A 13,250-nucleotide genomic window follows, 5' to 3' on the forward strand; every position below is an offset into this window, starting at 1 on the left:
CTACCCCGCGGTAACCGGCGGTGGGACGGCCCCGCTCCGGACAAGCCCCCCGCTCTCAGTCCAGCGGGTAGTCGACGAAGGCGAAGCCGGAGCCGTCGGGGGCCCAGCTGGGCACGTTGATGGTGCCCTGGCCGCCGTGCAGCGCCATCAGGGTCCGCGGCTCCTGCCACGCGCCGACCTCGACCATCCGCAGCTCGACCTGGCGGTTCTCGGGATGCCCCGTGGTGCCCGGCTCGAAGCTGAGGTAGACCGCCACGTCACCGGTGGGGGCGATGTGCGGGAACCAGTTCACGCGCTCGTCGACGGTCAGCTGCTCCAGCTCACTGCCGTCGGGCCGCACCCGGGCGAGCTGCGCATGGCCGGGCAGCTCGGAGAACTGCTCGGTGTTGAAGAGGATCCACTCCCCGTCGGGCATGTACTCGCTGCCGTCGGCCGGACCGGGATCGGTGGTGACCGCACGATCGCCGGTGCCGTCGACGCCGATCAGGTGGATCGTGCCGCGCGCCCACCAGTCATCGCCCTCGGGGGCGAGGTGCACGTAGGCGAGGGTCGTCCCGTCGGGGCTGATGCCGTGCAGGAAGTGCAGGGCGCCGTCGTCGGGGGTGATGCGGCGCGGGGTCCCGGCGGCATCGGGGCCGGTCAGCGGCACTTCCCAGATGTGGAAGTCGTTCGCGGAGGCAAAGATCGCGGAGCCGTCGGGGGCGAGCACGTGGTCGTTGTTGACCGGCGGCAGGCCGGGGACCTCGAGGAGCGCGGGCGCCCCGGAGCCGTCGGCCGGCAGCCAGAACAGCAGACCGTCGGCGTTGACGAGCAGCCGCCCGTCGGCGGACCAGTTAGGCGCCTCGTACAGCCGCTCGGTGGTCTCGTGGACGGTGCGGATCTCGCCGGTCGCGCGATCCCAGACGCGGATCCGGCAGCGCTGTCCGGGCAGGAGGCGGCGGCCCGACAGGGTCTCCTCGGCGGCGGGCTCCCCGGTCGCCACGGGCTCCACCGACTCAGCGGGCTCAGCGGACGAGGAGGTGGGGGCGTCGGCGGTCATCGGGCGGCTCCTTCGCCGAGGTGGGCGCGCAGGGCGGCGACGACCAGGTCGTGGTCCTGCTGCGAGGTGAGACCGGAGGCGGTCATCGCGGCGACCACCCCGGCGCCGCGCACGCGGATCGGGAAGGATCCGCCGGTCACGGCGTAGGTCTCATCCAACCAGCCGATCGCCCGCGGGTCCACGCCGGCCTGCGACAGCCGCGCGTCGACGAGCGCGCTCGAGGCCTCCATGCGCAGCACGACCCGCGCCTTCCGCTCCGCCCAGACCTCCTGGTCGGGGCCGACGCCGGGCAGCACGGCGCGGAAGAGCACGAGCTGCGGCCGACGGATGTCGAGCAGCACCCCGTGCCCCGTCTCCTGCGCGATGCGCACGGCGGCGGTGCCGAGCGCCCAGGCGTCGGCCGGCTCGAAGCGGTCCAGCACCAGCTCCAGTTCCTGCGCCTGCAGCGTCTCGATCGTCGTCGGGCCCGCGGCCGTCCCCGCGGCCGTCATCGGGCGCTCCCGACGATCGCGGCTGTCGCGGCGGGACGGGTCTCGCCGTGGGCGGGCGGGGCGTCGGCGAGATCCTGCGCGGGGGCCGCCACCCCGGCGGCGAGCACCTGCACACGGGCGGCCTCGAGCATCTCCATGACGGCGATGGTCTCGGCGTGGGTGTGCACGGGCGACTCGGTCCGGCCCTCCCCGGAGTAGCGGGCGAGGGCGGTGGCCTCGTAGGAGAGCGCCGCGAAGCCGCGCAGCATGGTCGGGTCCTGCCAGCGCACGGTCGGCGAGCCATGGGCGGCGCCGTGCACGGTGAAGCTCGTAGGGTTGTAGAAGGGGCCCTCGACCTGCACGAACGCGGAGGTTCCGGCGATGGTGGCGGTGGTCGGGGTGCGCTCGAGCATCGAGGTGTAGAGCGTGGAGACGGCGCCGCCCGCGTGGGTCGAGACGACGACGGCGTTCGCGTCGACGCCGGTCCCGGTGACGGTGCCGCGGGCCTCGATCGAGGTCGGGGCACCGAGCACCATCTGCAGGAACTGCGCGGGGTAGACGCCGAGGTCGAGCAGCGCGCCGCCGCCGAGCGCCGGGTCGTACATGCGGTGGTCGGCGGGGCGGACGATGCGCTGGCCGTGGTCGGCGGAGGCGCTGCGCACGTCGCCGAGGTCACCGTTCGCGACCAGGTCACGCAGCACGGAGGTCTGCGGGAGGTAGCGGGTCCACATGGCCTCCATGACGATTACCCCGGCGGACTGCGCGGCGGCGGAGAGCTCGCGCGCCTCGGCGGCGGTGACGGTGATCGGCTTCTCGATGAGCACGTGCTTGCCGGCGGCGATCGCGGCGAGGCCGATCGCGGCGTGCTCGCTGTGCGGCGTCGCGATGTAGACGACGTCGATCCCCGGGTCGGTCACCAGCGCTTCGACGCTGCCGTGGGCGCGGTCGAGCCGGTGAGCGTCGGCGAAGGCGCGGGCACGCTCGGGGCTGCGGGAGCCGACGGCGACGACGCGCTGCGCGCTGTGCGCGTGGACCGCGCGCACGAACTCGCCGGTGATCCAGCCGGGGCCGACGACGCCCCAGCGCAGCGACGGCTCGCCAGCGCCCGGGAGGTGGATCTGGGCGTCGGGCAGGGTGCTGAGCATCGAGAAGCCTCCGGAGGGGGTCGCGTGCCGACGACCGCTGGTCACGAGGACCGCGGATCACGAAGTCCCGGGATCACGAGAACTGCAGAGTACGAGGACCGCGCCTAGCACGAGCTAACGTTCGGTGCTCCAGACCCTAGCACGTGCTAACCCGCCGTGAAGGGTCTGTCCCGGCAGACTGCCACTGCGCCGCTCAGGGCCGGCGCGCAGGGTTCAGCGTCCGGCGCGCACCGTTCAGCGCCCAGCGCGCACGGTTCCCGTCGACCCGCGCACCGTCAGGCGCGTCGGCGTCGCCACCACCCGCCGAGCGCGCGCGCCGTCGGACGTGCCCTCGAGCCGCTCGACCAAGATCGAGAGCGTCGCCTCGACGGTCGCCGCCACGTCCTGATGCACGCTGGTCAGCGCGAGATACGAGAGCGCCGCGACGTGGCTGTCGTCGAAGCCGATCACCGACACCTGCTCGGGCACCCGCACCCCCGCGCGCTGCAGCACCGCGAGGAGTCCGGCCGCCGCGTGGTCGCTCCCGCAGACCACCGCCGTCGGCAGCTGCTCGCGCTCGAGCAGCGTCCGCCCCGCCGACGCGCCGTCCTCCTCGCCGAAGCCCGCGTCGAGCACGTCGACCTCCCCCTCGAGCCCCGCCTGCGTCATCGCGGCGCGGTAGGCATCCGCGCGGTCGGCGCCGACCAGCCCGCCGAGCGGCCCGCCCACGTACGCGATCTCGCGGTGCCCCAGCCCGACCAGGTGCTCGACCGCCTGGCACAGCCCGCCCCGCTCGTCGACGTGGACGGTGTCGAGGGAGTCGTCGCGGGTCCACTCGCCGAGCAGCACCGCCGGCAGCAGGGTGCTCGCCGCGGCCAGGGCGGTCGCGTGCGGGTCCGGGTTGAACACGGCGAGCGCCTCGACCCGCTCCTCGAGCAGTGCCCCGATCGCCTCATCGGTCCCGCGGCCCGCGTCGACCGTGCCCAGCGCGACCCGGTAGCCGCGCGCCGAGGCCGCCGCGACCAGCTCCTCGACGTACCGCACCTGGAAGGCGTTACGCATGCTGAAGACCACGCCGAGCGTGCGGGTGCGCGCCTGCCGCAGCAGCCGGGCCGAGGCGTTCGGGCGGTAGCCGAGCTCCGCGGCGGCCGCGAGCACCTTCTCCCGGGACTCGGTGCTGGGCCCGTCGGCCCCGCGCAGCACCAGCGAGACCAGCTGCCGCGACACGCCCACGTGCTCCGCGATGTCCTTCATCGTGGGCAGACGGGAGGGGCCCTGGGGTGGGGTGCGCTCGACCATGGGGGAAGTCTGCCAGGAGCTCAGCGGCCGACGAGGCGGGTCGGGGTTCGGGCCGGTGCGCGCGCGCCCGTTGGGGCTCAGACGCCGTCGATCAACAGCTCGAGCGCGACCTCGTCGCCCAGCCCCACCTGCTCCGCCCGCTGCACCGCGACCTTCACCGGCACCAGGTAGCCGCCTTCGCGCGGGAACAGCGAGGTGGTGTACTCGGTCGCCCCGAGGCGCACCGTCGCGGGGATCGCGCCCCAGCCGTAGGTGACCTGCCGGGCCACGGCCCCGATCGCGTCGGCCTCCTCGTCGGGCACGCGCACGAACAGGAACGGGGCAGGGCCCCGCCACTCGATCACCTTCCCGGCGAAGCGCAGCTGCATGCGCCGAGGGTACGCCGATGGGAGCGGCGGGCCTGGACGGCGGTCCCTGTCCATGAAAGGGACGTGAGCGGCACGAGGCCTGTCATATGACCGGTCTCGTGCCGCTCACGTCCCTTTGACGGTCAGCCTCCTGCCCACGACTCGACGTCCGAGCCGGGCCGGGCCCACGGTCGAGCCGCCGACGCGGCCGCCGACCGACCGCCGACGTAGAGTGGCCGCGTGCCCCAGTCCCGCTCCCCGCTGCGCCTGCTGCGCGGGGCAGTCGCCGCGACCATCGCGACCGCCGTCGCGCTCGGCGGTCACGTCCTCGGCGGCGGGGACACCCCGGCCTGGATCGGGGTGGCGTTGCCGTGGTGGCTGTCCGTCACGGTGTGCGTGGCCCTCGCCGGATCACGCTTCTCGCTGCCCCGGCTGGGGCTCGCCGTGCTCTCCAGTCAGCTGCTCTTCCACGGGCTGTTCCTCGCGGGCACGCCCGGCGACCCGACGGTCCAGCTCGTGGATCCCCCCGGCAGCCACCTCGGCCACGGCGCAAGCGGCCTGCACGATGCGGTCGGGCTGCACGGCACGGTCGACGCGCAGCATGCCACCGGCACGCACCTGGCGACGTCGGCCGAGCACGCGCTCCACACCGCGCACCTGGACGCACCGATGGTGCTGGGACACGTGATCGCCGCTCTCGCGACCACCCTGCTCCTGCACCGCGGCGAGCAGACGCTCTTCCGCTGCCTCGGCGCCGCCATCCAGCTGCTCGCGACGCTCGGACGGGTGTTCCTGCTGGTCGTCGCGCCGCTCCCGGTGCTCCCCGCGCCGCGCCCGATCACGGCCGATGCCGAGCCGCGTCGTGCCGTGCAGCAGGCGGTGCTCTCACCGCTGCGCCGTCGGGGTCCTCCCCTGGTCCTCGCCGCCTGAGCCCCGCGACCTGATCGCGGGGCCCGCGGCTCCCGGACCATCGCCCGTGCACGCCCGCGCGTCACGGGATCCCCCCTGCTCCGCGCCCCCTGTCATCGGCGGCGTCCCGGAGCGTCCCCGAGAGGACCCCCATGTCTCACCTGTCCCACCCTGCCCTGCCCGCCTCCGACTCGTCGGGTCGCGGCGAGCCCGCCCGCGTGCCGTCCGCCCGCGTGCCGTCCGGTCGCGCCCTGACCACCCCCACCGTCTCCCGCCGCGCCGCCCTGCTGGGCGCCCTCGGCCTGGCCGCTCTCCCCCTCGCCGCGTGCACCCGCGGCGCGGACAATGGCACCGACTCCGACGGGGGCTCCGCTGCCGACGGGAACGGCGCGTCCGCCGGGAACGGCGCATCCGCCGGCGGCACCGGCACGAACGCCGGCACTCCCGCCCCGCTCACCGTCACCGACCCCTGGGTGAAGGCCGCGGAGTCCGGGATGACCGCCGCCTTCGCCACCCTCCGCAACACCTCGAACCAGCCGGTGCAGCTCATCGGGGCCAGCACTCCGGCCGCGGGCATGGTCGAGCTGCACGAGACCATCTCCGACGGCTCCGGCGGCATGAGCATGCAGGAGAAGGAGGGCGGCTTCGCGATCCCCGTCGGCGGCGAGCTCCTGCTCGAACCCGGCGGCAACCACCTCATGCTCATGGACCTCCCCGCGCCGCTCGCCCCCGGCGAGAGCATCGAGATCGTCCTCGAGCTCGAGGGCGGCGCCACGGTCCCGTTCACCGCGACCGTCAAGGACTTCGCCGGCGCGCAGGAGCACTACGAGCCGGAGGGATCCTCGGGCGAGCACGCCTCCGACGGCGGTGGCCACTGATGCCCGGCTCCGCGCCGCGCCCGGACCGTCGGCGACTGCTGCTGGCCGGGTCGGCGGGCGCCGGAGCGCTCGGCATCGGCGTGGCCTCGATCGGTCTGGATCGGGCGCTGGGACGATCCGCCGAGGGCCCGGTCCCGTCGGCCGCCGAGCCCGCCCTCCACGGCGGCGAGACCGTTCCGTTCCATGGCGAGCACCAGGCCGGGATCGAGACCTCGCCGCAGTCTTCGGCGACCTTCCTCGCGCTCGACCTGCGGGAGGAGGTGGACCGCGACGGGGTGCTGCGCCTGTTGCGGCTCCTCACCGACGACGCCGCCCGGCTCACCGAGGGGCGGGCGGCGCTCGCGGACACCGAGCCGGAGCTCGCGACCGAGCCCGCACGCCTGACCGTAACGGTCGGCTTCGGTCCGGAACTGCTGCGGCGCGCCGAGCGGGACGTCCCCGCATGGCTCGCCCCGCTGCCTGCCTTCGCCATCGACCGGCTCGAGGAGCGGTTCTGCGACGGTGACCTGCTGCTGCAGGTCGCGGCCGACGACCCGCTCACCGTCTCCCATGCCGCCCGGATGCTGCTGAAGGACGCCCGTTCCTTCACGCGGGTGCGCTGGATCCAGCGGGGTTTCCGCCGCGCCGCCGGGGTCCAGCACCCCGGCACGACGCAGCGGAACCTGTTCGGCCAGCTCGACGGCACGGCGAACCCGCCTCCCGGCAGTGATCGCTTCGCGCGGACCGTGTGGATCCCCGACGGTCCGTTCGCGGGCGGCACCTCGCTGGTGCTGCGCCGGATCCGCATGGACCTCGACGGCTGGGACGAGGCCGACAGGGGAGCGCGCGAGCAGTCCACGGGCACGCGCCTGGACGACGGCTCACCGCTCAGCGGCGGCGGGGAGTCGTCGGCCGCGGACTTCACCGCCGTCTCCGACAACGGCTTCTCGATCATCCCCGAGTTCTCGCACATGCGGCGGGCCCGCGGCGTCGACGAGGGCGCGCAGCAGGAGATCTTCCGTCGGCCGTACAACTATGACCTGCCGCCGGAGGAGGGGTCCGACGCGGTCTCCGAGTCGGGGCAGATCTTCGTGTCGGTGCAGGCCGATCTGCTGGGCCAGTTCGTGCCGATCCAGCAGCGGCTCTCCGATCTGGACCTGCTGAACCAGTGGACGACGCCGATCGGCTCGGCCGTGTTCGCGCTCCCGCCCGGGTGCGCGGAGGGAGAGTTCCTGGGCGAGAGCGTGCTCGGGTAGGGCCGGGCCGGGCGGACCGTCTTCGGGGCCGGCTGCCCTGCCTGAGTCACGGGGTCGCTGTCCACGAAAGGGACGTGAGCGGCGCGAGACCTGTCATATGACCGGTCTCGTGCCGCTCACGTCCCGTCGGCGGACACCAACCCCCACGCGGCACCCAACCCCCGCGCGGCACGACGCCAGCTGCCGCCGCGGCCCGCTGGCAACCCGTGGCGCGACCGCTGACGCACCGCCGATCCCCTGCCTATCCTGGGCGGACGCCATGCGCCCTCGCATCGGTGCTCGACGGGGCGCTGGCGACACCACGATCTCCAGGAGACCCCGCCATGCCCCGCTTCAACATCCCCGCCGAGGACGCCCAGGGACCGCTGGTCGTCGGCATCGACATCGGCTCCGGCGGCACGCGCGCCGCGGTCTACGACGTCAGCGGGCGTGAGATCGGCAAGCGGACCCACAAGGAGGCGCACACCTTCACGGTCGCCGACGACGGCACCTCCACGATCGACGCCGACCTGGTGGTCGCGGAGATCCGCGCCGCCCTGGCCGCGGTGCTCGAAGGCTCGCTGCCGGGCGAGGTCCTCGCCGTCGGCATCGACACCTTCGCCTCCTCGCTCGTCGCCGTCGACGCCGCCGGGAACGCCCTCACCCCCTGCATCACCTACGCGGACACCCGCTGCCACGCGCAGGTCGGCACCCTCGCCGAGCAGCTCGACCTCGACGCCCTCCACGAGCGCACCGGGGCCCGCCTCCACTCCTCGTACACGGCGCCCCGCCTGACCTGGCTGCGCGACACCCAGCCCGAGATCTTCGCGCGCACCGCCCGCTTCATGGCCCTCGGCGAGTACGCGGCGCTGAAGCTGCTGGGCACGCCCGCGCTCGGCACCGCGTCGGCCGCCTGGTCGGGCATGATCGACCGCCGCACCGGCGAGTACGTGCTCGAGCTGCTCGCCGCGACCGGCGTCGACGCCGACATGATGGGCACGGCCCTCGATCCCTCCGACGCCCTCCCGATCGCGGGCACCCCCCTCGCCGCCGAGTTCCCGCAGCTCGCGGGCGCGGTGTGGATGCCGGTGATCGGCGACGGGCTCGCCGCGAACATGGGCATCGGCGCGCTCGGCACCGGCACCTGGGGCATCTCGACCGCGACCTCGGGCGCGATCCGCCAGCTGCTCGACACGGAGATCGCCGCGCTCCCCAGCGGCCTGTGGGCGTACCGGGTCGACGCGCGCCGCACCCTCGTCGGCTCCGCCATGAGCGACTGCGGCCGGGTGCTCGACTGGGCCCGCTTCCAGCTCGGCATCCCCGAGGACATCTCCGAGACCGACACGGAGACCCTGTTCTCCGCGCCGCCGACGGCGGGGACGCCGCTGGTGGTCCCGTTCTTCTCCGGCGAGCGCGGGACGAAGTGGCGGGGCAGCTCGCGGGCGCTGATGGCGAACGTCGGCGCCTCCACCACCGCGCAGGACATGCTGCGCGGCGCGATGGAGGGCGTAGCGCTGTCGTTCCTGCGCATCGCCGACCAGATGCGGGAGGCCGGCGGCGAGCCCGAGCGGATCGTGCTCTCCGGCGGGATGACCGAGGCGATCCCGGCCTGGCTGCACCTGCTGTCCGACGCGCTCGGCGCGCCGATCGACCACGTCGCCGTGTCCCGCTCGACCATGCGCGGCTCGGCCGTGATGGCCCTCGAGGCCGCCGCCCCCGGGCAGGCTGTCGCCGAGGTGCCCGTGCTGCGCCGCGTCGAGCCGGTCGCCGCCCACACCGAGCACTACCGCGAGCGCCTCGACCGCTTCGAGAAGCTGGCTGACCTGGCCTGAGGGGCGTCGGGCGAGCCGGGCCGGCCCGGACTGAGCAGCGCCGGGCGGCGCGCCCCGAGCGCTTCCCGAGCCAGTTACTCACGAGTCATGTGCAGCTGTGTTCCAACCACGGAACACATGCGCTCATGACTTAGGAGTAACCACGGGCGCGGGAGTAACCACGGGCGCCGGAGCAACCCCATATGCGCGCGGGGGCGTGAGCTCCGCACTCTCTGCCACCGCCCCGGAGACCGTTCCTCCCCTGCACCGGGTATTCCACATCGGGGGCGCCCTTCCTCCGGGCGCCGCGCCGCCGCCCTAGCGTCGGCCCCCATGACACCACGCTGGTCACCGCCACCCGGAAGCCTCTACAGCCGTGCGGAGCTGCGCCGTCGCGGCGTGCATCCACGTCGTCTCGCGTCCGACGAGTTCCTCGAGGTGATCCCCGGGCATCTCACGCCGGCCGCCGCTCCCGCCGTGCTCGCGCTGGCTGCTCGACTCCTGCAACAGGTGTCCGGGCCGGGCGCGGTCATCAGCCACAGCTCGGCGGCAGAGCTGCTCGGGGTCCCGCTGCCCCGCCGCCTCGAGTACGCGTCGTCCCAGGAGGTGCACTGCACGGTGCCACCCGACCGCCGTCGGCGCTCCGGCCGGGGTGCCGTGATGCACTCTCGTCCTCCGGGCGACGTGGTGCGCGTGCTCGGCGTCCGAGTGAGCGGTCCGCTGGAACTGCTGACGGAGCTCGCCGTGAATCTCGAGCACGACGAGCTCATCGCCGCGTGCGATCAGCTCGTCGGTCCCGGGTCGGCCGTCCATCCACGCCCCACGCTCGTCGAGCTCCGCTCCGTCGCCGCCGCGGCGACCGGCACCTACCGCATCCGACGCGTGCGCGACGCACTGGCCGACGCGAGGGAACGGGTCGAGTCCCCGAAGGAGACCGCGACCCGGCTGCTGCTGCTCCGCGAGGGGTTCGCGGAGCCCCGGATCAACCTGCCGATCCGCGCACCGGGGTCGGGTGAGAGCTTCCGCCTCGATCTCGCCTATCCCGCGCAGCGCATCGCGATCGAGTACGACGGGCACTGGCACAGTACGGATCGGGCGCGCCATCGCCGGGACCGTCGCAAGGACGATGTCCTGCACGAGCTCGGTTGGCGCGTGGTGCGAGCGTCCGACCACGATCTGCGCTCTCCCGGCGCGCTCTTGGCTCGCCTCGCCCATCTCGGCGCCCCGCGGGCCTGATCGCGACTCGACAACGGCAGGCCCCACGGCACTTCTTCCCGGGTTACTGAAAAGTCATGTGCGCCTGTGTTCCGTTCCGGGAACAAAGGCGCACATGACTGTCCGGTAACTGCGTAGGGCCTGGCGCCCCACGCCTCACGCCCGGGGCAGGCGGGCCTCCTCGGCCACGACGGCGCCGATCAGCGCATCGCCGGCGGGGACGTCCAGCAGGGCGAGCAGGGCCGTGACCCGCTCGGTCGCGTCCTCCAGACCGGCGGCCGCGGCGATCCCGTCGGCCTTCGGATCCTTGATCTCCTCGCCGGCGCGGACCCGGTCGGTGACCCAGGCGGTCCAGGCGGCGACGGCCGCGACCTCTCCGGGGGCGTTCTCGGGGCCGCCGCGCTCGGCGATGACCGGCAGGGCGCGCACGGGCAGCTTGACGGAGCCGTCGGCGGCGATGCGCACCAGCTGGTCGGCCAGGCGCGGGTTGCGGAAGCGCTCCTCGAGGGCGGTGGTGTAGGCGTCGAGCTGGTCCTCGGGAAGATCCAGGGTGGAGCGGGCCTCGCTCCACAGCTGCTCGACGAGGGCCCGCACCTCGCGGTGGCCGATGGCCTCGTCGACGCGCTCGACCCCCGCGACCTGGCCGGCGTAGGCCATGAGCGTGTGGGCGCCGTTGAGCAGGCGCAGCTTGCGCAGCTCGTGCAGCTCGATGTCGTCGGTGAACTGCACCCCGGCCTTCTCCCACGCGGGGCGGCGGCCGCGGAAGCGATCCTCGAGGACCCACTCGGTGAACGGCTCGGTGACGACGGGGACCTGGTCGTCGAGGCCAGTGCGCTCGCGCACCAGCTCGGAGGCGCCGGCGTCGGCCGACGGGGTGATCCGGTCGACCATGGTGGAGATGACGTCGACATGCGCGTCGAACCAGTCGCGGGTCTCGGCGTCGGCCGCCTCGAGGACAGCCTTCCGCAGCACCTCGCCGTTGCCGGTGAGGTTGTCGCAGGAGACGAGCGCGATCGGCTCCTCGACCCCGGCCTCGCGGCGCGCGCGCAGCCCGAGGGCGATGCGGGCCGGGGCGGAGGTCGCCGGGTCGTTCCCCGCGGCATAGCCCTTCTCGGTGATGGTCAGGGTGACCACGGCGGTGAAGGGGTCGGCGAGCAGCGCGACCAGGGCGTCGACGTCGTCGGCGGGGTGGACGGCGTCGATCACGTCGACGATCCCGACCTCGTCGCCCTCGGCGCCGCGGACGATCAGCCCGTACTTCCCGCCCTGGGCGTTCAGGGCGTCGGCCATCGCGGCGCTGCGGCCGGTGAAGGCGACGACGCTCCAGCCGCCGGCGCGGTCGGTCGCGACGAGCGTGTGGGCGCGGGCGAAGTTGCCGATGCCGAGGTGGACGAGGCGACCCTCGTCGGTGGGGGCGGCGGTGCCGGTCATGCGTGGTCCTCCTGCGCGTCGAGGCGGAAGACCTCGCGCGGCTGCTGGTCGGGCAGGATCTGGGCGATCGCGGCGGCGTCCTCCTCACGCATCCGGTGCTCGGCGACGAGGCCCGCGAGGTGGTGGGCGTCCAGGCGGCGGGCCATGTCGTGGCGGGCCGGGATGGAGCAGAACGCGCGGGTGTCGTCGATGAAGCCAGAGGTCCGCGTGTGTCCGAGGGTCTCGGAGACGGCGCGGCGGAAGCGCAGGATCGCGTCGGGCGAGTCGATGAACCACCAGGGGGCGCCCGCGTACACCGAGGGGTACACGCCGGCGAGCGGCGCGATCTCGCGGGAGAGCACGGTCTCGTCGATCGTGAACAGCACGGTGCGGAAGTTCGGCGAGAGGCCGACGTCGTTGAGCATCGGCGCGACAGAGTGCACATAGTCGACGGCGATCGGGATGTCGAAGCCGACGTCGGCGCCGAAGCGCTCGAAGGTCGCCTGGTGGTGGTTGCGGTAGACGGCCGGATGGATCGTCATCACGAGGCCGTCGTCGGCCGCGAGGCGCGCCTGGTCGGCGAGCAGGTGGCGGCGCAGCGCGACCGCGGCGTCGGCGGAGATCCGACCCTCGCGGGCCTCGGTGTAGAGGCGGCGGGCCTCCTCGAGCTCGAGGCGCTGGGTGCCGGGGTCGAGGTGGGCGTGGTCGGAGGAGACCGCGCCGTTCTCGCGGAAGTGGAGGCGGCGCAGGCGCATCGCCTCGAGGTGGCCGTCGTAGGTGCCGGTGTCGACGCCCGCGGCCTCGCCGAGCGCATCGGTGAGGGCGACGAAGTCCTCGCGGGCGGGCTCGAGGTACTTGTCGGGCCGGAAGGTGGGGATGACGCGGCCGGTGAAGGCGGAGTCGGCGGCGAGCGCGGCGTGGGGGGCGAGGTCGTCGACCGGGTCGTCGGTGGTCGCCATGACCTGGATCTTGAACTGGTCGAACAGGGCGCGCGGGCGGAACGCGGGCTGCGCGAGCTTGTCCGCGATCTCGTCGTACATCGCGTCGGCCGTCGCCGGGGAGAGCACCGTCTTCAGCCCGAAGACCTCGTGGAACTCGTGCTCCATCCAGTAGCGGGAGGGCGTGCCCGCGTAGGCGTGCCAGTGCTCGGCGAGCAGGCGCCAGGCCCGGCGGGAGGCCGTCTCGTCGAGCGGGCCCTGGCCGACGCCGAGGTCGGCGAGGTCCACGCCGCGGGCGTGCATCAGCCGGTTGACGTAGTGGTCGGGCGTGATGAACAGCGACGTCGGGTCGCGGAAGGGCTCGTCGTCGAGCAGCAGCCGCGGGTCGACGTGTCCGTGCGGGGACACGATCGGCTGGTCCTTCATCTGCTCGTAGAGCCCGCGCGCGATCTCGCGCACGGCGGGATCGGCGGGCAGCAGGCGGTCGGGGTGAGGCTTGAAGGCGTCGTTGCTCATGCGGCCATGATGTCCCGGGCCGACGCGCGGGGTCAGTCGGTTGTCACAGGTTGCCGGTCGGCGCGGCCGATGCACCTGGT

Annotated in this window: 12 protein-coding genes; 5 read left to right on the forward strand and 7 right to left on the reverse strand. The window is 73.9% G+C overall.

The window, feature by feature from the left end; genetic code table 11:
- Positions 1-55: 55 nt before the first annotated feature.
- From V1258_RS08580 to V1258_RS08600, 5 genes are all read right to left on the reverse strand, one after another.
- Positions 56-1,039, reverse strand: a complete 984-nt coding sequence (locus V1258_RS08580; protein WP_329749250.1) for a hypothetical protein — start codon at positions 1,037-1,039, stop codon at positions 56-58.
- The gene (locus tag V1258_RS08585; protein ID WP_329749251.1) at positions 1,036-1,530 is read right to left on the reverse strand and encodes a heme-degrading domain-containing protein; all 495 of its coding nucleotides are present in this window, start codon (positions 1,528-1,530) and stop codon (positions 1,036-1,038) included. The genes V1258_RS08580 and V1258_RS08585 overlap by 4 nt, the downstream gene beginning before the upstream one ends.
- Positions 1,527-2,654 (reverse strand): Gfo/Idh/MocA family protein, encoded by a 1,128-nt coding sequence (locus tag V1258_RS08590; protein ID WP_329749252.1) that lies wholly within the window; start codon positions 2,652-2,654, stop codon positions 1,527-1,529. Before V1258_RS08590 ends, V1258_RS08585 begins: the two co-directional genes overlap by 4 nt.
- A 234-nt stretch (positions 2,655-2,888) precedes the next feature.
- Complete coding sequence (locus V1258_RS08595) at positions 2,889-3,932, reverse strand: LacI family DNA-binding transcriptional regulator (protein ID WP_329749253.1); 1,044 nt, start codon at positions 3,930-3,932, stop codon at positions 2,889-2,891.
- Between the two features lie 77 nt (positions 3,933-4,009).
- A complete protein-coding gene (locus V1258_RS08600; RefSeq protein WP_329749254.1) occupies positions 4,010-4,300 on the reverse strand; it encodes a DUF1905 domain-containing protein in 291 nt (96 codons plus the stop codon).
- A gap of 219 nt (positions 4,301-4,519) precedes the next feature.
- Here V1258_RS08600 and V1258_RS08605 point away from each other — a divergent pair, with 219 nt between their 5' ends.
- From V1258_RS08605 to V1258_RS08625, 5 genes are all read left to right on the forward strand, one after another.
- Entirely contained in the window at positions 4,520-5,209 is a 690-nt protein-coding gene (locus tag V1258_RS08605; RefSeq protein ID WP_329746000.1) for a hypothetical protein, read from the forward strand.
- Positions 5,210-5,340: 131 nt separating this feature from the next.
- Positions 5,341-6,066 carry a copper chaperone PCu(A)C gene (locus V1258_RS08610; protein ID WP_329749255.1) on the forward strand — a complete coding sequence of 242 codons (726 nt, stop codon included), beginning with the start codon at positions 5,341-5,343 and terminating at the stop codon, positions 6,064-6,066.
- Positions 6,066-7,301 carry a Dyp-type peroxidase gene (locus V1258_RS08615; RefSeq protein WP_329749256.1) on the forward strand — a complete coding sequence of 412 codons (1,236 nt, stop codon included), beginning with the start codon at positions 6,066-6,068 and terminating at the stop codon, positions 7,299-7,301. The genes V1258_RS08610 and V1258_RS08615 overlap by 1 nt, the downstream gene beginning before the upstream one ends.
- Before the next feature lie 323 nt (positions 7,302-7,624).
- Positions 7,625-9,112 (forward strand): gluconokinase, encoded by a 1,488-nt coding sequence (locus tag V1258_RS08620; RefSeq protein ID WP_329749257.1) that lies wholly within the window; start codon positions 7,625-7,627, stop codon positions 9,110-9,112.
- A gap of 312 nt (positions 9,113-9,424) precedes the next feature.
- Entirely contained in the window at positions 9,425-10,327 is a 903-nt protein-coding gene (locus V1258_RS08625) for a DUF559 domain-containing protein (protein WP_329749258.1), read from the forward strand.
- 135 nt (positions 10,328-10,462) lie between these two features.
- On the opposite strand, the gene V1258_RS08630 is transcribed toward V1258_RS08625, so the two are convergent.
- On the reverse strand, positions 10,463-11,737 hold the full coding sequence (locus tag V1258_RS08630) for a mannitol dehydrogenase family protein (RefSeq protein ID WP_329749259.1): 1,275 nt from the start codon (positions 11,735-11,737) through the stop codon (positions 10,463-10,465).
- Entirely contained in the window at positions 11,734-13,170 is a 1,437-nt protein-coding gene (gene uxaC, locus V1258_RS08635) for a glucuronate isomerase (protein ID WP_329749260.1), read from the reverse strand. Before uxaC ends, V1258_RS08630 begins: the two co-directional genes overlap by 4 nt.
- Between the last annotated feature and the right edge of the window lie 80 nt (positions 13,171-13,250).

This window comes from Brachybacterium sp. J153 (genome assembly GCF_036311905.1).
GTDB lineage: Bacteria > Actinomycetota > Actinomycetes > Actinomycetales > Dermabacteraceae > Brachybacterium.

What these genes read in the sequence shown, in the direction of transcription:
- V1258_RS08580 (WP_329749250.1), bottom strand. Translation starts at nt 1,039, where the DNA reads ATGACCGCCGACGCCCCCACCTCCTCGTCCGCTGAGCCCGCTGAGTCG.
- V1258_RS08585 (WP_329749251.1), bottom strand. Translation starts at nt 1,530, where the DNA reads ATGACGGCCGCGGGGACGGCCGCGGGCCCGACGACGATCGAGACGCTG.
- V1258_RS08590 (WP_329749252.1), bottom strand. Translation starts at nt 2,654, where the DNA reads ATGCTCAGCACCCTGCCCGACGCCCAGATCCACCTCCCGGGCGCTGGC.
- V1258_RS08595 (WP_329749253.1), bottom strand. Translation starts at nt 3,932, where the DNA reads ATGGTCGAGCGCACCCCACCCCAGGGCCCCTCCCGTCTGCCCACGATG.
- V1258_RS08600 (WP_329749254.1), bottom strand. Translation starts at nt 4,300, where the DNA reads ATGCAGCTGCGCTTCGCCGGGAAGGTGATCGAGTGGCGGGGCCCTGCC.
- V1258_RS08610 (WP_329749255.1), top strand. Translation starts at nt 5,341, where the DNA reads ATGTCTCACCTGTCCCACCCTGCCCTGCCCGCCTCCGACTCGTCGGGT.
- V1258_RS08615 (WP_329749256.1), top strand. Translation starts at nt 6,066, where the DNA reads ATGCCCGGCTCCGCGCCGCGCCCGGACCGTCGGCGACTGCTGCTGGCC.
- V1258_RS08620 (WP_329749257.1), top strand. Translation starts at nt 7,625, where the DNA reads ATGCCCCGCTTCAACATCCCCGCCGAGGACGCCCAGGGACCGCTGGTC.
- V1258_RS08625 (WP_329749258.1), top strand. Translation starts at nt 9,425, where the DNA reads ATGACACCACGCTGGTCACCGCCACCCGGAAGCCTCTACAGCCGTGCG.
- V1258_RS08630 (WP_329749259.1), bottom strand. Translation starts at nt 11,737, where the DNA reads ATGACCGGCACCGCCGCCCCCACCGACGAGGGTCGCCTCGTCCACCTC.
- uxaC (WP_329749260.1), bottom strand. Translation starts at nt 13,170, where the DNA reads ATGAGCAACGACGCCTTCAAGCCTCACCCCGACCGCCTGCTGCCCGCC.